The 18059-nt window shown below is 52.8% G+C and carries 15 protein-coding genes; all 15 read right to left on the bottom strand.

What is annotated here, in order from left to right; all coding sequences use genetic code 11:
* Positions 1 to 137: 137 nt before the first annotated feature.
* On the bottom strand, positions 138 to 4799 hold the full coding sequence (locus AC0LWM_RS09005; protein ID WP_474674587.1) for a phosphodiester glycosidase family protein: 4662 nt from the start codon (positions 4797 to 4799) through the stop codon (positions 138 to 140).
* A gap of 259 nt (positions 4800 to 5058) precedes the next feature.
* Entirely contained in the window at positions 5059 to 6114 is a 1056-nt protein-coding gene (locus tag AC0LWM_RS09010; RefSeq protein ID WP_474674588.1) for a helix-turn-helix domain-containing protein, read from the bottom strand.
* An 84-nt stretch (positions 6115 to 6198) separates the two neighbouring features.
* A complete protein-coding gene (locus AC0LWM_RS09015) occupies positions 6199 to 7098 on the bottom strand; it encodes a 5'-3' exonuclease (protein ID WP_474674589.1) in 900 nt (299 codons plus the stop codon).
* Between the two features lie 259 nt (positions 7099 to 7357).
* On the bottom strand, positions 7358 to 8524 hold the full coding sequence (locus AC0LWM_RS09020) for a DNA sulfur modification protein DndB (RefSeq protein WP_474674590.1): 1167 nt from the start codon (positions 8522 to 8524) through the stop codon (positions 7358 to 7360).
* Entirely contained in the window at positions 8524 to 9660 is a 1137-nt protein-coding gene (locus AC0LWM_RS09025; protein ID WP_474674591.1) for a DNA sulfur modification protein DndB, read from the bottom strand. The genes AC0LWM_RS09020 and AC0LWM_RS09025 overlap by 1 nt, the downstream gene beginning before the upstream one ends.
* A gap of 60 nt (positions 9661 to 9720) precedes the next feature.
* The gene (locus AC0LWM_RS09030) at positions 9721 to 10917 is read right to left on the bottom strand and encodes an aminotransferase class I/II-fold pyridoxal phosphate-dependent enzyme (protein WP_474674839.1); all 1197 of its coding nucleotides are present in this window, start codon (positions 10915 to 10917) and stop codon (positions 9721 to 9723) included.
* 17 nt (positions 10918 to 10934) lie between these two features.
* Positions 10935 to 11306 (bottom strand): arsenate reductase family protein, encoded by a 372-nt coding sequence (locus AC0LWM_RS09035; RefSeq protein WP_474674592.1) that lies wholly within the window; start codon positions 11304 to 11306, stop codon positions 10935 to 10937.
* Between the two features lie 118 nt (positions 11307 to 11424).
* On the bottom strand, positions 11425 to 12357 hold the full coding sequence (locus tag AC0LWM_RS09040) for an RluA family pseudouridine synthase (protein ID WP_474674593.1): 933 nt from the start codon (positions 12355 to 12357) through the stop codon (positions 11425 to 11427).
* Positions 12354 to 12920, bottom strand: coding sequence for a cob(I)yrinic acid a,c-diamide adenosyltransferase (locus AC0LWM_RS09045; protein WP_474674594.1), 567 nt, complete (start codon positions 12918 to 12920; stop codon positions 12354 to 12356). The genes AC0LWM_RS09040 and AC0LWM_RS09045 overlap by 4 nt, the downstream gene beginning before the upstream one ends.
* Complete coding sequence (locus tag AC0LWM_RS09050) at positions 12917 to 13501, bottom strand: bifunctional adenosylcobinamide kinase/adenosylcobinamide-phosphate guanylyltransferase (RefSeq protein ID WP_474674595.1); 585 nt, start codon at positions 13499 to 13501, stop codon at positions 12917 to 12919. The genes AC0LWM_RS09045 and AC0LWM_RS09050 overlap by 4 nt, the downstream gene beginning before the upstream one ends.
* A 69-nt stretch (positions 13502 to 13570) precedes the next feature.
* Entirely contained in the window at positions 13571 to 14113 is a 543-nt protein-coding gene (locus AC0LWM_RS09055) for a hypothetical protein (protein WP_474674596.1), read from the bottom strand.
* Between the two features lie 147 nt (positions 14114 to 14260).
* Positions 14261 to 14533, bottom strand: coding sequence for a Spo0E family sporulation regulatory protein-aspartic acid phosphatase (locus AC0LWM_RS09060; protein WP_474674597.1), 273 nt, complete (start codon positions 14531 to 14533; stop codon positions 14261 to 14263).
* Positions 14534 to 14616: 83 nt separating this feature from the next.
* A complete protein-coding gene (locus tag AC0LWM_RS09065) occupies positions 14617 to 15819 on the bottom strand; it encodes an aminotransferase class I/II-fold pyridoxal phosphate-dependent enzyme (protein ID WP_474674598.1) in 1203 nt (400 codons plus the stop codon).
* A gap of 13 nt (positions 15820 to 15832) precedes the next feature.
* Positions 15833 to 16324, bottom strand: a complete 492-nt coding sequence (locus tag AC0LWM_RS09070; protein ID WP_474674599.1) for an Lrp/AsnC family transcriptional regulator — start codon at positions 16322 to 16324, stop codon at positions 15833 to 15835.
* Positions 16325 to 16435: 111 nt separating this feature from the next.
* Complete coding sequence (gene hisC, locus AC0LWM_RS09075) at positions 16436 to 17518, bottom strand: histidinol-phosphate transaminase (protein WP_474674600.1); 1083 nt, start codon at positions 17516 to 17518, stop codon at positions 16436 to 16438.
* Positions 17519 to 18059 lie beyond the last annotated feature (541 nt).

An 18059-nucleotide genomic window follows, 5' to 3' on the forward strand; every position in this document is an offset into this window, starting at 1 on the left:
ATACCATCCCGTCGAAGCGTTAGTTCTCGATTCCTGCAAATATCGCCTTATTAACACAAAGAGACTGTTCCATAGGAACAGCCCCGTCTTTCTGTGTTACATTGCTTCTCCGTTATTACGCCATGCTACTTCCGGTTTTATTCTTGCTGATTGTCGTCGTCATTCTTCCCTGGCTTTGACGGCTTCGGCGGCTTTGATTTTTTCGTCACCGTGACGGTAATCTCCGCATACTTGGACGGATCTATCGTGCTAGCCGCGCGAATCGTTGCCGTTCCTTGCTTATCCCCCATAACCGTACCATCCGGGTTAATATGGACGACTCCCTTCTTGGATTCGCCGGAAACCGACCAGATCACGCTTTTGTCATAGGCGCTTTCAGGCATAACTGTCGCAGTCAGCTTGACGCTTTCCCCGACCGCCACGCTGACATTCTTCTGATCGATCGTCACGGATTGCGGCGGAAGTTTCATGAGCGTAAACTGATCGACGATCCGATCATTGATCGTCCGCACGACGAATCGCATTTCATTGCCGTCGATTTCAGCGGAGATATACATTTGAACTTGCTCGCCGTCCGTCACCTTTTGCCAGCTTCGTTCAACGACCTGATAAAACTTCGGCCCGCTCGAGCCGCCGACAATGTAGGTTGTTCCTTCCCCGTCGGGCACGATCTCGTCGCCTTTCAGCGGATAGGTGCGCAAATAAATATGGTCGTGCCCGTTCATGACGAGGTCGACATGGAACTCGTCAAAAATCGGTACCCATGCGTCCCGAATGTGGGCGGAATCATACATGCTGCCGTAAGGTCCGCGATGGAACGCGACGATTTTCCACTTTTTGTCCGTATGGGCCAAGTCGTTGCGCAGCCACTCTTTTTGCTGCTCAAAATCATATTCGCTGTTCAGCACAACGAAATGGGCGTTTTTATAATCAAACGAGAAGTTTGTTCCTTTCAAGCTGTCGATTCCGTTCTGCGGATGATTGAAGTGCGCCAGAAAATCGTCGTTTTTCCTTGTTCCCGTTACTTCATGGTTGCCGACAACGGGAACGACCGTCGTTTTCATCAGCTCTCCCTGCGCCGCGGCAAACCACATGTTCCACTCGTTTTCTTTGAAGCCGTCTTCCACCAGATCTCCGCCTTGCACGACGAATTCGGCATCCGGATTGTCGGCCATCGCTTTTTTCAAAATGTCGCCCCAAAGCTTAAATCCGGCTTCATTCGTCGCTTGGGAGTCTCCGAGGAAAATAAACTTCGTCCGTTCGCCGCTCGCCGCAGCCGTTTGGAACGTTCCTTGGCTGCTATAGTTGCCTGCTCCGTCGCCGACGCGGTACGTATATGTTGTCCCCGGTTCAAGTCCTTCGGCAATGGCTTTGTGCACACGTACCGTGCCCGTGTCCCATGTATTGAACATATAGCTGCTGCCGGTAAATTTGAGCACATTCGGCTGAGCAAAGTCAACAAATCCGTCCAGCTTCGCCACTTCGACTACCGTACCTTCAATAGCTGTATTCGTATGCCAGTTGAAAGCCCGAGACGTCGTCGGATCCGCCCCCATTGTAACGGCGACATTCATCGGCGTAGGGCTTCCCGCCATCTTCGATACTTTGAACTTCTCGACGGCGCTGTACATGCTGTCTTTCATGGCTTGCAATCGATATTCCTTCACTTCGGCGGTCAAAACATTCGTTCGCAGCAAACCGTTCGCATCCGTGATCCCGATCTCGGGTCCGTTCACCTGCGCGACTTTTGCATCTGCAATCGGCACTCCGTCCTCGCCCGTAACTTTAAGCGTAGTCGTGAGGCCCTCTACGACGCCAAATTCGTCCCACGTCAGCTTCAGATGGTTCTTGATCTCGGCTGCAACCGGCAAGCCGAAAAACCCGAATTGCGTATTTCCTTGATCCTTAAACGTAATCGCCCCGGAGCGGAACACGGCATTCAGCGTACCTGCCGCATCCGATTTCACCCGGAATTGAATTTGCCCGATCAAATCCTGGTCAGTCAGTCCTGCTTCATACAAATTGCTGAATTGCACACGAACCGTTCCTGCAGCCGGATCGACTATTGAAGTAAGCTGATCATTCGTAAGTTTGTCGCCTTTAATAACTTGAAGCTCATCTACCTTCGACATGTCAAAACCGAATTCGATATGACCGTCTCTAATATTAGAAGCTTGGAAAGCTTTAAGATCGACCGTATACGCATTGCCGGCATATACGGCTTGCGGACTGTCGTACATGATTTTCGACGATCCCGTATCTACCGTGAACATCCATTCTTTTTCCGTTATGTTGCCGGAAAGATCCCTAATCTTGAGCTTTGCCAGATGAACCCCATCCGCCAAAGGAACATTCGGCGTATAATGAATTTGCCCTTTCGGCGGGTACAGCGTATGCTGCACGAGCGCACCGTCAACATAAAGACGGATTTTGTCCGGATCGATCAGCGTAGTCCCCGGATGGGTGGCTGGATCGTACCCAAAATCTTCACCGAACGCCTGAATTTTTGGCGTATTCGTATGCACCGTGCTGCCTTCGGCAGGCGACAAATCCTTGATTACCGGCGGATCCATGTCGTCGCTCACCGGCCCATAAACGGCCCGAATCTGGTCGATGTAGAGGACTCCGCTCGTTTTGTTGTCGTTTTTCGTTTCCATGTAACGTATCGGCTGGTCCATGCGCAGCGGCAGCGGTCTGCCTTGGGGCACAACGGCCTCCAAATACCGCCAGCCGGTGAAATCAACGCCGACCGTTTGATCGACGAAATCGATGCCTACCGCACCGCCGTTGCCGTCGCGGATTTGTCCGCGAAGCCAATGCTTTTTGCCGTCCCCGTACACCCATACGCTTATTTTTTCGGGATAACCGGGAATTTGAATATTCGTGCTCAAGTCCTTGGCCGCAATATAGGCTCCTGAAGTGCCGATCGTATCTGTAAAATCGTACTCAAGCTTAGCCGCTTTGTTGCCGAATCGGACGAAATCCTCATTCGTCTCTTCGCTCAGCGTTACCGATTTGTATCTTGCGCCGGCAGTCGTCAAATAATTGCCGACACCATTCTCGAAATCTTCCAGGATGACCGGAGGAAGTCCAACGTTGACGTCCATCGACGTTTCGACGTTCTGATATTTGACATAAATTTTGCCGTTTACTCCCTTTTCGATCGTCGCCGTAAATACGCCGTTTGCGTCGATCGAGCCGATCGGGCCTTCCGTCCGCCATTCGAACTTCGCGTTATCCGCGCGAATGACTTGCCCGTCGCGCAAAGCGGTCACCGAAAGCGGCACCGACTGGCCGGAGGAAAATGTTTTGACCGCGTCGGGAAGCTTCAGCTCCGTCAACGCATCGACAACCTCTACCTTGCCGCTGCCCGTCAAGCCGCCTGCCGTTACGGAAATATTCGCAATCCCGGCAGTGCTGCCGGCTATGAACATGTCTGCTCCGTCAAACGCGCCGATCGCCGGATCCACCGTCCATGCCGGCGTTCCGTCGAAAGCGGTCGGATGGCCGTTGGCATCGACCGCGGCCGTTTTGAACGATACGGACGATCCCACGAGCACCCGTTCCATATTCGGCCGAACGACAAGCTTGGCAGCCGGGCCTTCCGGCGCTTTATTAACAAGCAACAGGCCGTTGGCCGTTTTACGCTCGCTTCCGTCCGACGGACGGTTCAAAATTTTCCGCAGCGGCTCCCCTGAAAGCTTCGCCACGAAAGTTGAGGAACCGCCCCCGTCCAGACAAAGTGCATTGACGACGCCCATATCCTTCATAATTTTGCCTAGATCGTCATAGGATACGCCTTCGCTGAAGCCCGGCGCCCTGCCGTCGATTTCGATCATGACGATCGAACCGTCCGCTTTTGTGCCGATGCCGACCCGCGGATGCAATGTTTTGTCCTCATGTATTTGCGCCACGCCGTCCTTCACGAGCATGAACACGCCGCCGATCGCCATTTTTACGTCTTTCCACTTATCTTCGAGCTCAAAGCTAGCGGTAAGCTCATCGCCGATCTGCAGACCGGCAAGCTCGGCACGATATTGTCCGGAGGCGGACAATACGACTTTACCCGGTTCAAGCAATGTATTTCCTTTGTCCTTGTAAATGCCGGAAACTTTCAGCCGCATCGTTTGCCCGCTCTTGACTTCACCCTCGAGCACGTCCAGCACGACCTCGTCGCCAAGGTCGTTCGTCATCGTCGACGTGTAAAAAGACGGCGTATACAGCATGAGCGCTTCCGAGTTTTCCCGCATCCGGTTGATGTGGGAAATCTCCACCGTTTTGCTTCCGATCGTCAGCGTTCTTTTTAAGGTTGGGCTGAATCCGTAAACGGTCGTTCCGTCATTCTTCAAGCCGAATGCAAGCCAATCCCACGGCGCGGGAGGACTCGTCAATATTTCGCCGTCCCCCATGAACAAGCCAAGCGGCACGCCTGTCGACATATCGTAAAAATCCCCGTTGATCGCGGCGATAACCCGATTGCCTTCTTTGTCCGCATCGTTTGCCATTTTCGTGACGCCCTGCATGCCATATACTTTGCCATCCGTCATCCCGGGCTGCAAATCAAGCGCCGGGTTTTTCGGATCGAATTCGACAGTGTGCACCTTCTCAGAACCTTGCGGCAGTTTCATATCATACCAGGAATACGCGGCCCCAGGACCAATTTCCATTTTCCGCTCGTCCAAAATTTGTCCGAAAGCAGGTTGCGTTTCTTCCGCCCGCGCCTTCCCGAATGGAGCTGCAACCGTAAAAACCATCAATAAAGCAAAGGATAATGCCATCACGCGGCGTAATCTACTCATCTTTCTCTCTTGCCTCCTTCTATTTTCTCGAATTTCCTTCTTAACGATCTCTCCATTCTATTCTGCAATGTGAAAAAGTAGGCCTACCACCTCCCGTAACAACTACCAGTATAAAATCAGAAGAGCGCGAAGTAATGAAACGAATCGACTTTTTATTCGCTGATTTTCTTCTTAACCAAATCTTTAAAACGCAAAAAAACGCAGTGCCCCTTGATCCAGGACATTGCGTTTATTGGGTTGATTATGCGATCGATCGGCTTCATCCGAAGCCGGAGTCATATAAAAAGGTCAGCGTATATAAAGGAATGTAGCAGTATACGCCTAGTTTTTTGCGAAATTCGTTTGGGGTCATGCCGACCGCGTTCTTGAACATTTTATTAAAATATTGCACGGTGGCGAAGCCGACCTCATGCGCGACTTCATAAATCATCACGTTCGGCAGAAGCAGAAGCTCGCGCGACTTCCGTATTCGAACCGAATTGACGTATTCAACAAAAGAACGGCCCGTCGAACGTTTGAATTGGGCGCTGAAGTACGAAACGCTCATCCCGAACCGCTCGCTTATTTCCGACAACGTGAACGACTCCATATAGTGCTGCTGAATGTAATCGCAAGCCATCTTGATCACGAGCTTCCCGTTATGGTCAACCGGCGCTGTCGAGCGGGCAATCCACAGCTCCGCTATCCGCTGAAAATAGTCTTCGACGGCTTCGTCCGCTCCCCGGGCAGGCGGTTCTTGCACAAGACCGTGCACAATGAGCCAATCATGCCATTTGGCGGCAAACATACGCAGCATGCCGAAGCTCGCGCTTTTTGGCCAGACCGATGGGGAAAGCATGCTCTGGACGATTTCGGCCTGTTCTCGTACCATCGCAGCCGGGCTCAGGTCGTTCAAGCGGTCAAAAAAAAGCTCGACCCGCTGAAACAAGCCGCTAGAGCGGCGGAACTCCTCGGAACGCTTGGCAGCTCGTTGAAACGCGCATGCAAGTTCTTCCTCTTCAATCGGCAGGGTCAGAAAATCGACCGCACCGCCTCGCATCGCTTGCCGGATCAGCTCGGGACAGCTCTTGCCGCTCACGGCGATCGTAACGATCGGCAGAAGCTGTTCATCGATTTGCCGGATCAACGACAATCCGTCCACTTGGACCGAACCGATATCGGATAGGAGAACGGTCGGCCAGCCTCTTTCGATTTCCGTCCATATTTCTTCCGGGCTTTCTGCTACTCCGACAATGGCATGTCCGCATGCTTCAGCTGTCCGCGCAATCGTATTCCTTACCATGATGTCTTCGCATGCTGTCAAAATATAAAGCATAAAACCTCTCCTCCATGCCTCGAACGTAGCATAAATCAGGAGTGAAAAGTATCCTTGCGCGAAAAACTTATCAATATTTTTACATTATGCGATCGTTCGAATAATAGCCCGGAACTCCAGCTCCTCCAGCTTGTTCATCAGCTTCGTCCGGTCCCATTGCCACAAGCATTGATCCAGCTCGCACTCAAACGCCACGTCGGTTCGGATCGTCGCCAAGTCGCGGGATAGATAGACCAGCTCTTTATGCTCCAGCAATCTCTCCTTCAGCTTACCTTTCACTTCATCGATCCGCTCGTACACGCCGTCAATCGTATCGAATTCTTCGAGCAGCTTAATCGCCGTCTTCGGTCCGACGTTCGGGCAGCCCGGAATGTTGTCGGACGTGTCGCCCATGAGTCCCTTCATTTCGATAATATGATAGGGGCTTTGGACGCCTTTGATCTCGAACAGATTGTCTACGGTAACAACCTCGTAGTTGCCGAACCCTTTCTTGAACATGATGACCTCGGTAGTATCGTTCAGCAGCTGGAGCGAATCGCCGTCGCCGGTCAAGATGCGTACCTTCATCCCCGAAGCCGAATAATGCTTCGCCATCGAGCCGATCATGTCGTCGGCCTCGTACCCGACTTGGCCGATGCAAGGAATGTCGAACGCTTCTACCAAATCCCACAGCTGGTCGAACTGGGGAATCAGTTCCATAGGCGGTTCGCCGCGGTTGCCCTTATAGTCCGGATACAGCGTGTTGCGGAACGTCTCCTTGCCCATATCGAAAGCGCAGACGACGTGCGTCGGCTCGAATTTCTTGACCGCATCGAGCAAATAACGGGTAAATTGGTACAACCCGCTCGTATATAAGCCTTTTGAGTTTTTCATATAGTTGCCGCTTAGCGCCAGCGCGTAAAATCCTCTGAACAATAAAGCGAAGCTGTCGACGATCAACAGCGAAGGTTCTTTTGCGTTGTTTCCGTTGTTTTCCAATGTCATGGGAACGTAGATCTCCTTTATCTTTTTGTGCTTAGTATATGATTTCGACACAAAACGCCACTTTCCCTCCCTGATCCGACAATGGCAAACAACACCAAAAAAACTTTGCGAACCGTCGAACCTCGAAGCAGCAAGAACCTTCCCCGCCGCAAAAAAACGAGCACATAAAAAACGAACCCGGGCTCAGAACTTTGCGTTCTTCATCCGAGTTCGTTCATCTTTCATTATTGCGTCCAGGCGGCTCCTATTCGCGAACGAGCTACGACGCTTCCTCTTCCGACAGCTCCTCGTTCATTTGCTTGAACAGCTGCACCATTCTCGTATGCTTCTTCAGCGATTTCTCGTGGATCAGATTCAGCTTGCCGTTATCCAGCTTGCCGAAATGCTCGCTTAGCATCTCGTTGTCCTGCGTCCAGTCGAACCCTTCGAAGATGTTCAGGCAAGCCGTCCAGCCTTTGTTGTATTCCCCGCCCGCAAACAAGTAATCATGCGCGTACAAAGCGATGCTCTCCTGAACGGCGCGATTGGCGGACGTAAACTGCGACTGCCCCGGCTGCTCCGGCATGAACGGCAGTATCGCGTTATAAAATTGGTGCAATATTTCAATGTACGACGACGGGTCGCGCCGAATTTTGCGCGCGAGCTCGTAGGACGGCTGCATTCTGCCGGAGAACAGCATCGTCGCCGCCGAATACATCCAGCTGAAGCAGGTGAAATTCTGGTTGAACGCCGTCAAGTTGTTGCGGCGCTCCACGCCGGCACCTTTTAGGAATACGTTGTGGTCCGCAATCTGCTGGATGACGATATTGAGCGGATCGGTCGAGTCGAACGAGTGCCCGAGCTCCTTGCTGACGAGCATGATCTTCGAGTTAATGTCGCCGAACAGCTGGCGTTCGCCTTCCTCGGACAACCCGATATAGATTTGGACCGACAGCTCGGTTTCCATCAAGTCGAGGCGTCTTGCCTCCATTTGCTCGACCAGTCCCTCAAGCTGGGTCAGTTCCTCGGCGAGCGCCTGATCTTCCGGCTGACGGCGCTGTTTCACTTTTAGCGAAGCCGCCTTGCGTTCATAACGCCGCACTTCCTTCAGCATCTGCTCGTTGACGTAACCTAACGCCAGAATACGGTGCTGGCCGTCCAAAATGCTCAGCTTGGAGCCATGGCGCAGGTACAGCTCGTTCTGTACCTTCATCAATTGGCTGACATCGCGAAGCGATAGCGTCACCGGGCCGAAGAACACATGGTCCAGCTCGCGCTCCTGCAAGTAGTTCGATATTTTACGGCGCTGCATCGCGCTCAGTTTGCGCTGGACCATCGGGTCGATCGTCGTGTAATTTAGCAAATCCTGCACCCGCAGCGAAATCGTCGAGAGCCCGAATTGTCCGCACAGCGGGTGTATCGTCATCTGTAAACGCAATCCGTCCATTATCCGGCATCCTCCTTATCGCTGATCAGGAACAAGTGATTTTGCTCATAGAAGTCTTTAATAAACTGGTAAGCTTTCATAATTCTCGAACGACGCGGCAACCGGTGGCTTTCGTCGCCTTGGTAAATATCGTCCCAGCGAATATGCGGCAAAATTTTCATCGCGTGCTCCAGCGTATACCGGTTGAACGTGCCGGTTCTTGTCGCTTCCTCGTGCATGAACAATGCGAGTGCGATTTGAACGTTCTCCGTCCAGCAAGTCCGGTTGTTGCCAGGGTGCGGCAAGTAGTGGAACATCCGCTCGATATAGGCGTTCGCCTGCCCGACGCGTTCGGCCACTTCGCTTTCCTCAAAGGCATACCCGTTGTTGCGGGCCGCCGATTTCAGACGACCTTCGAACAAGGCCGCCAATATTTCAATCAGCAAATGGTACGAAAACAAATAGTCGGGATCCTTGCCCCGTTCCGAGAACATGTCGACCGAAAACGCCTCAATGCCCGGTTCGTTAGCCGCCACCTGCGTCGCCACGACATGGTAGAAACGCCGCTGGTCGCGCAATACGGCCAAATTGCCGCCGATTTTGCGAGGCAGCTTGTTGATGTCGGAGAACAATTGCCGCTCCTGGCGCGCGTTGATGTCCAAATAAATCATGACCGACATCGGGAACTCGTAGATTTTGCGAAGCTTCTCCGTAATTTCCTCCATACGGTCGTATTCCCGGCGGTCCTTCGCGCGAGTCATCGAGCTTTGCAAAGTTTCCATCAATCGACGGAATGCGGCCAGACGATGCTGGCCGTCTACGACGTACAACTTCTCGATCGCCGACAATCGGTAAACTTTCTTCTCCTCGTCATATTCGCCTGCGCCTCTTGCGGACAAAATGATGCCCGGGAAATAAATCGCCTGCAAATTTTCGAGATAAAGCATGACGTAATCGATCAGTTTCGATAAATTTTGCGGAATGATCGCCCGCTGTACTTCCAAATCGACCTCGTAAAGCGAAAATAGCTTGCTCATAGGCAGCGTCGTAGACAATGTCCGCTGACCGAACGTATTCGCCGCCGCTCCCGGGATTTCGAGGTAGGACGCCGATTTATGGGCATCCATCAATTCCGATAACGATGAAACCGTATCCATTTGTTAGCTCCTTTCAACCTGATCTGGTTATTTCAAATTATATAGGAATTGTAACAATTATTAAATTGTATTTTCATATCCAGCCGCGATTTTCCTGAGAAAGCTTCCGATCCGCCGAACCGCCTCTACCAGCCTTTCTTCTTCCTGAACTAGCGCTATGCGTACGTAACCTTCCCCCTCTTGGCCGAACGCGTCACCCGGTATGACGACGACGCCGGTATTTAACAGCATTTCCCGGGAAATCGACCGCGACGTCCAGCCTTTCGGAATCGGCGCCCAAATAAACATGGTTGCTTGCGGCTTCGGTATCATCCACCCTGCTTCCCGCAAACCTTCGACGAAAATATCCCTGCGGCGCTCGTAGAGAGACGCGACGGTTTCCCGACCCTCCATGTCTTCCTCCAAAGCAGTCACCGCCGCTTCCTGAACGGCAAGGAAGGTGCCATAGTCGATATTCGCCTTCAGCTCCCTCAGAAGTCCGACCGCAGTCGCATTTCCTACGAGAAAACCGATTCGGCAGCCCGCCATGTTGAAGCTTTTGGACATCGAATGAAATTCGACCGCAACGTCCTTCGCCCCTTCGATCTCGAGAATGCTGATCGGCCTTACGCCGTCGAACGCCATTTCCGAATAAGCAAGGTCATGAACGACGAGTAATTCATATGTATGCGCGAAGTTCACCAATTTTTCAAAAAATTCGCGGTCTGCGACAGCGGAAATCGGATTGCTTGGATAATTGAGCAAAATAAACTTCGCTTTGCGGGCGATAGGTTCCGGAATTTGATCGAGCTGCGGCAAAAAGCGGTGTTGTTCCCGAAGCGGCACGGCATAAGGCTGGACGCCTGCGACGGCAAGACTGGCCGAATAGATCGGATAGCCGGGATCGGGCACGATTACGACATCTCCCGGGTCGGTGACCGCAAGAGCCAAATGAGCAAGGCCGTCCTGCGAGCCCATCAGGGCAAGCACCTCGCGACTCGGGTCCAGCTCCACGCCGAAGCGGTGACGGTACCAGCGGGTTACCGCCTGCCGGAACGCAGCGCTCCCCTCCGAGGTCGGATAACCGTAGTTCGCGGGATTGCGTACCGCCTGCTCTAGGGCATGCATGACGCGCGGGGAAGGCGGGCGATCGGGGCTGCCGATGCCGAGATCGATGATCTCATGGCCTCGCTGCTTCGCTTCTTCTTTCCAGGCGGCCACTTCGGCGAAGATCGCCGAGCCGAGTTTGCCGAGCCGTGCGGAGCCGAGCCGCTGCATAAAGTCTTTATTTACGTTCATCGGCCTGCTCCCCACACTTGCGCGTATTCGTCTTCCTTGAAGCCGACCGTTACCTTCGCGCCGTCCGTTACGATGGGCCGCTTGACGAGCCTTCCGTTCGATGCCAGCAGCGCGATCTGCTCTTCGTCCGACATGCCGCCCAGTTTATCTTTAAGCCCCATTTCCTTGTACACCTCGCCGGATACGTTAAAAAACTTTTTTAACGGCAAGCCGCTGATGCGGATCAATTCCGTAAGCTCGACTGCGGAAGGCGCCTGCTGGAACAGATCGGACGTCTTAAGCGTATACCCTTTGGCTTCCAGCCATTTGGCGGCACTGCGGCAAGTTCCGCATTTCGGATACCAGTATACGGTCAAATCGTTGGACATTGTTTTTCATCCTTACTCTATATTATTCTATCATTCTTTTCAAAGGTTAAACCTAGGTTCAGAAAAAAAGCCGACCGGCGGGCCGCCGATCGACTCGCGAGGCCGATTGCCCGGTATCCTATTCTCGCAACGCAGCAGCGAGCACTTTCATATCGTCAGGAAGGCCGGCCGTTAGCTCAAGCCGCTGCCGGGTTGCAGGGTGCACGAACGCAAGCTTGTGCGCATGCAGCGCATGGCGGTCGATGAGCGCCGCCATAACCTCCGCTTCGCCCGCGAACCTTTCGTCCATATACATTTTGTCGCCGATCAGCGGACAGCCGATATGCTTCATGTGAACGCGGATTTGGTGCGTTCGCCCGGTCTCGAGCCGCAGCTTCATGAAAGCTCCCTTGGCGAATTGCTCGATCGTTTCATAGTGGGTAACCGATGGGTAGCCGTCTTCGCGCACGACCCGAATGTACGGATTGTCCGAATCACGGTCGATCGGCGCGTCGACGGTCCCTGACGTTGCGGGAGGAGTGCCGTATACGATGGCGACGTATTCCTTCTCGACCGTGCCCGCGATCATTTGCTCCGATATAAACTGGTGCGCGTACGGATTTTTGGCGATCGCGACAAGTCCCGTCGTTTCCTGGTCCAGCCGATGGATGGGCCGGAAGCGGCAAATCTCGTTGTTTTGCTGCCAGTAGTAGACAACCGCATTCGCCAAGGTGTTGACATAATGCCCGTTCGTCGGATGGACGATCATGCCCGCCTCCTTGTTTACGACAAGCAAGTGCTCATCCTCGTAGACGATTTCAATCGGTATCGGCTGAGGCAAAATATCGTCCGAAACTTCCTGCTCCATGCGCACCTCGATACGGTCCCCCGCTTGAACCCGCGTACTCACATACCGGCGTTCTCCGTTCACCGTAATGCCTTGCTCCGTCATTTTCAATCGGGACAGCAGCCTGCGAGAAACGTTCATTTCCCGGTGCAATATCGTTTTGAGCATTTGGCCGTCCTCTTGCGGAGCAACGACATGCACAATCGGTTCATAATAAGATTTCATGTGTGATCAGATAACTCCCTGCCGCTTACATATTCCACGTCCGCTACGCCTTCTCGCACATTCGCCGCGCGAGCGACCGTAAACATCAGATCCGACAGCCGGTTCAAATAACGAACGATGACGGCGTTCGTCGATTGCACGCGCGTCAAAGCAACGACCTGCCGTTCCGCGCGCCGGCAAACGGTTCTGCATACATGAAGAGCTGCCGACAGGGACGACCCGCCGGGCAGGATAAACCGCGTTAACGGCTGCGCTTCGGCATCGTAACGGTCAATCCATTGCTCCAGCCGATCGACCGTGACGCTCTTCACGGCATATTCCGCTTCCTCGCCATGCACTCTCGCCAAATCGGCTCCGCAGTCGAACAGCTCATGCTGGATTCGCGACATATCCGCACGAAGATCGCGGTACCGATCCCCGGCCATCAGCGCCACGGCAACGCCGATGAAGCTGTTCAGCTCATCCACCGTTCCGATTGCTTCCAAACGGGCATCGTCCTTCGGCAATCTCCCTCCGATGACGCCCGTCTCTCCTCCGTCGCCCGTACGCGTATATATTTTCATCTCGGCTCACTCTCCCATTGAAATCGCTTCGCCTTCACTTCAACGGGAATCCCCGCCGTCAATACGAACATTTCGCGGCTTATCGCCGCCAATCGGCGATTCATATCGCCAAGAAACTTATAATAAACCCGCTCCGGCTCCGTCATCCGAACGAACGGCAAGCCGGTCGTCTCATGGGTCACGATGATCATCTTTCCTTGGAAAGAGCCGATTTCGACAAGCAGCTGCTCCGTTTTCGCCCGCAATGCTTCCGAGTCTCCAGCCGCCCCGTTTTCCATCCAATAATGGAGCCAGGATGCCAGGTTATCGATAACGAGCACTCGGCGATAAGCGCGAAAAAAATTCGAATCGCGGTTTATTTGCTCGATCAGGTGGGACAGATCGTAAGCCGCCTCAATCGTCGTCCACGCGAATGGCGAATCCTCTTCACCGGGCGGGCGCTCTTTGGTCCGATCGGGGATTATTGCTTGTCCGGCAGGCTCGGTTACCAGGTAAATGCCTTCTTTGCCCCATGCCGCAGCATAGCCGATCGCAAAATCGGTTTTCCCGCTGGCCGCAGTGCCCATAACCGTAATGACCATTTTCGTCCCCTCCCCGTCATACCGTATGCCGTCGCCTTCGTTGCAATGCTTGAACGAACTTAAATTTTCTTATCCTTCGACAAGCGCCTTAAGCGCTTGCTTCGCATATTCGACATTCGGCGCATTCACCGGAATGAAGGCGAACAAATCTTTCCCCGTATAACCTATATCGGTAAACATCTTGGCCTGCTCCATCGGGATGGCGTACAAACCGGTTTTTTTCGTTTCTTTTTCTTTTTCCGTGATCGTGATTTCCATGACGCCGTTCGGATACTTCGTCTTGTCGAACGTGTCTTCCAGGCTTTGAAAGGCTCCTTGGTTTGCAAGCGCCTTGACTTGCGTTCCCGACAATACAATAATGCCGTTTTCACCTGCCGCAAGCTCCACGATCATTTTCTCCGGCGAGAACATCGGGCTTACGTTTACGCTCACCGTCGGCTTTTCCCCTAGCTTAGCCTGAAGCTTCGGCTTCAAATCGGCGGACAAATCGGTCGGAAAACCGCCGTCGCCCATAATAAAAATACTGACGTCTTCCTTCGGCCCGCCGCACCCGGCGATTACGAACAGAATCGTCAATAATAGAACTGCAATTGTTCCGCGTCTCCACTTCATAGGTCCAACACCCTCCATATCTCGTCTCCAACGTCCATCATACCATATCCGGAGGTTTAACCGAAACTTTACATCCTATCGCAACGAAACGGAAAAGAGACTCCCGCAAGCGGAAGTCTCTTAAGTCAAGCAGCTCCGGCACCTCGGCTACTTGTTTTCGTTTTGTTTCTTTTTCATATATTCATTGATTTTCAAATCGAGCAAACGGCTGATTTCCATGACGGGATCCGATGACAACGACTTTTCCTGCACAAACATGAGTTCCATCTTTTTGCGCAAGCTGTAAATTTCGTCTTCTAACGATTTAAGCGGAGATGGGGACAATTTTCTTGCTTTGTAAGGCCATTTTGCAGCATCATTTCTTTGTTCAGACAACAAACAGTCACTAAACGACGGCAGACCGTATTCTACAAAAGCCAAGATCATCCCTCCTTCCGGCATCGCCCGGGTTCCCGGGCATCAGACCGTGATACTACGATTATATCAGAAATTCCGACAGGAAGCTAACAGATATCCCCTTTTTTCAACTTATTCAGGAAGTTGCCGATACGCTCGAGCGATTCTGTCAGTTGCACAAGCGACGTTGCGTACGAACAGCGAAGGAACCCTTCCCCGCCTAAGCCGAACACGCTGCCCGGAACGGCTGCAACCTTCGATTCCTGAAGCAGTTTTAAAGCAAAATCTTCGGAAGACAGTCCCGTCGAGGCGACCGACGGGAACGCGTAAAAAGCGCCTTCCGGCTCGTGGCAATCGAGCCCGATGTCGCGGAAGCCTTTCACGACGAGACGCCGGCGCTGATTGTACGATTCGACCATTCGGTCCTTCTCGTCCATCCCGTATTTCAATGCATCCAGCGCGGCGACCTGGCCCATGACCGGAGCGCACATGATCGTATACTGATGGATTTTCAGCATCGCCGAAATGATGTCGGGGTGACCGCAAGCGTAACCCATCCGCCAGCCGGTCATCGCGAACGCCTTGGAGAAGCCGCTGACCAGAATGGTCCGGTCGCGCATGCCCGGCATCGAAGCGAAGCTTACGTGCTTCTGCCCGTATGTCAGCTCGGCGTAAATTTCGTCGGAAATGACGATCAAATCGTTCTCTTCGACGATCTTGGCGATCGGCAGCATATCCTCGTAGGTCATGATGCCGCCCGTCGGATTGCTTGGATAGGACAAAATAAGCACCTTCGACTTCGGCGTGATGGCGGCTTGCAGCGACTCCGGCGTCAGCTTGAATTTGTCCTTGGCGAACGTTTCGATGCCGACCGGAATGCCGCCGCCAATCGCGGTGATCGGCGAATAAGCGACGAAGCTCGGCTCGGGAATCAAGATTTCATCCCCCGGAACGATCAAAGCGCGAAGCGCCAAATCCAGCGCCTCGCTGCCTCCTACCGTCACGATGATCTCGTCTTCCGGCTCATACTTGATTTGGAAATTGCTATGCAAATATTCTCCGATCGCTTCCCGCAGCTCGATGAGCCCGGCGTTCGACGTATACTTCGTTCTCCCCCGCTCGAGCGATTGCACCGCCGCTTCGCGCATATGCCATGGCGTCGAAAAATCCGGCTCTCCTACGCCAAGGGAAATGATATCCTTGTCTTTGCTTGCGCTGACCAAATCAAAAAACTTGCGGATACCAGACGGCGGAATCGTCCTTACCAAAGGAGACAAAAAATCTTTCATCGATCTCTGCTCTTTAATCATCACGATTCTCCCTCTACGGTGAAATCAACAGGCGATGGTCATCCTCGTATTCTTCGAAGATAATGCCGTCCTGCTTATATTTTTTCAGAATGAAGTGGGTTTTAGTCGACAATACCGACTCGATCGGCGACAGCTTGTTGGATACGAAGGAGGCGACCTCCTTCAAGTTTTTCCCTTCCACTTCAACGAGCAAATCGTATGCGCCGGACATCAGATATACCGACTTCACTTCCGGATATACGTAAATGCGCTCCGCAATGCCTTCGAAGCCGCGGCCGCGCTCCGGCGTAATTTGCACCTCGATCAGCGCCGTCACCTTCTCGTCGTCAACCTTGCTCCAGTTGACAACCGTCGCGTATTTCACAATGACATGATCGGCTTCCATTTCGTTAATGGCCGTTTTGACGGCAGACTCGGACGCGTCCAGCATGGTCGCTATCGTTTCGGTGCTAAGACGCGCGTCTTCCTTCAGCAGGTCCAATATTTTCATCTTGAATCCATCCATCGATTACAAAACCTCCCCGCGCCGGATTATCAGCCCCGCGAATATAATCTCTATATTACAACGAATTTGCATGTACTGCAAAGCAAAATAAGTGCGGTACGGGAGCCTGCGTCAAGCATCGCCATAGGATCGTAGCAGGTTCACTAGCGCCTCCAGCAGGCAGTTCATTTCCGCATTGGTTCCTATCGAAATGCGCAGCTTGTCTGCGAGTCTCGGATGCTCGAAATAGCGGATATAGATGTTCCGGCCGACCAAGTCGTCGTGCACTTTCCGGACGCCGACGGCTTTTTTGTTGTCAGGAAGCGTGCATAACACGAAATTCGACTGGGACGGTAGAACTGAAAAGCCCATCCGGCGCAGCTCCTCGCAAAAAGTATCCCGAGTCCGCTTGACCCTCTTAATCGTCTCCTCCGTATACGGCTTATCCCGCAAGGCTGCCAAAGCTAAGCTGCGGCTGATCGAATTGACGTTATAAATGTCTTTGCCTTTGTCCAATGCTTCAATCAGCGGGATTGCCCCGAAGCAATAGCCGACCCGCGCGCCGCACAAGGCATAGGCTTTGGAAAAGGTGCGGACGACGATAAGATTGGCGTAACGGTCGAGCAAAGTGAGCGCGGACGCGCCCGATTCAGCGAAGTCGATATAAGCTTCGTCAATGACGACAAGACCGGGGAAGGCGCTCACGAGCCGCTCGATCTCGGATAGCGGCGTCAGCAGCCCTGTCGGCGCGTTCGGGTTGACGAGCACGATCGCTTGGACGTCCTGGGCGAGCAGCCCGTCGATATCGGTCGCGTAATCGTCCTTGATCGGCACCGCTATACTCCCCGCTTGCTGCGATGCGGCAACCGTATGGTACAGGCCGAAGGATGGATCGGGCAGCGCGATGCGTCCGCCCGGGCCGACGAACACTTTAACGATCAGCGAAATGATCTCGCTCGAGCCGTTGCCGCAGAAGATCATTTCCTTCTTCACGCCGTAGGCGGCCGCAAGCTCGTCTCTCAGCTCGCTGCACGTCGGATCGGGATACCGCCGCAGCCCTTCTTCCGCCATCGAGCGCAGCGCTTCGAGAACAAGCGGCGAAGGCGGATACGGGCTTTCGTTCTGGTTCAGCTTGATCGCCTCCGTTCCGTCCGGCGGCAACGCGCCCAAAGCGTAGGGCTTTAATGTTTCGATATGCTGCAATACTAAGCTCATCGGATAGTCCTCCTTGGCGACCGGTAAGGGCAGGTGTGTCACAAGGTCGATTGTTTTTAGTAGATCAGGTTTCATGCTGTTGTTTCTGTAACCATGACATTCTAATCCACGGACAATTCTGATCCATGACATTTCTGATCCACGACATCTCTGGTCCAAGAACGCGGTCGATTTTGTTTTTCCCAGCTTCCGTTTCGTCAGCAGGGATGTTACGATGAGTTTAAATCAGATTTGTCATTTGCTAAATGTACAGAATCGTTAAGTTGTATGTGTCAGTTTTCATTGGAATGAGCCCCTTCTGACTAGCGATTCCAAAGAAAGATAAGTTCCTATTAGACGGTTCCAAAGTAAAAACATAATTCACGTCGTTCCTCGATTTGACATTCAGTTGATGTTCAACAATAACTGTAAAACCTGCTGTTATTTTTGCCGGACATGCTCGTTTTTGGTCCATTACATGGAAAACATGCTGTTAATTTGGCCCCCTTACCCGTTTTTCGTGAATATACGGTGAAATAGATGCAGCTTTTCCAGTTATTTC

It is taken from the genome of Paenibacillus sp. sgz302148 (genome assembly GCF_056120465.1).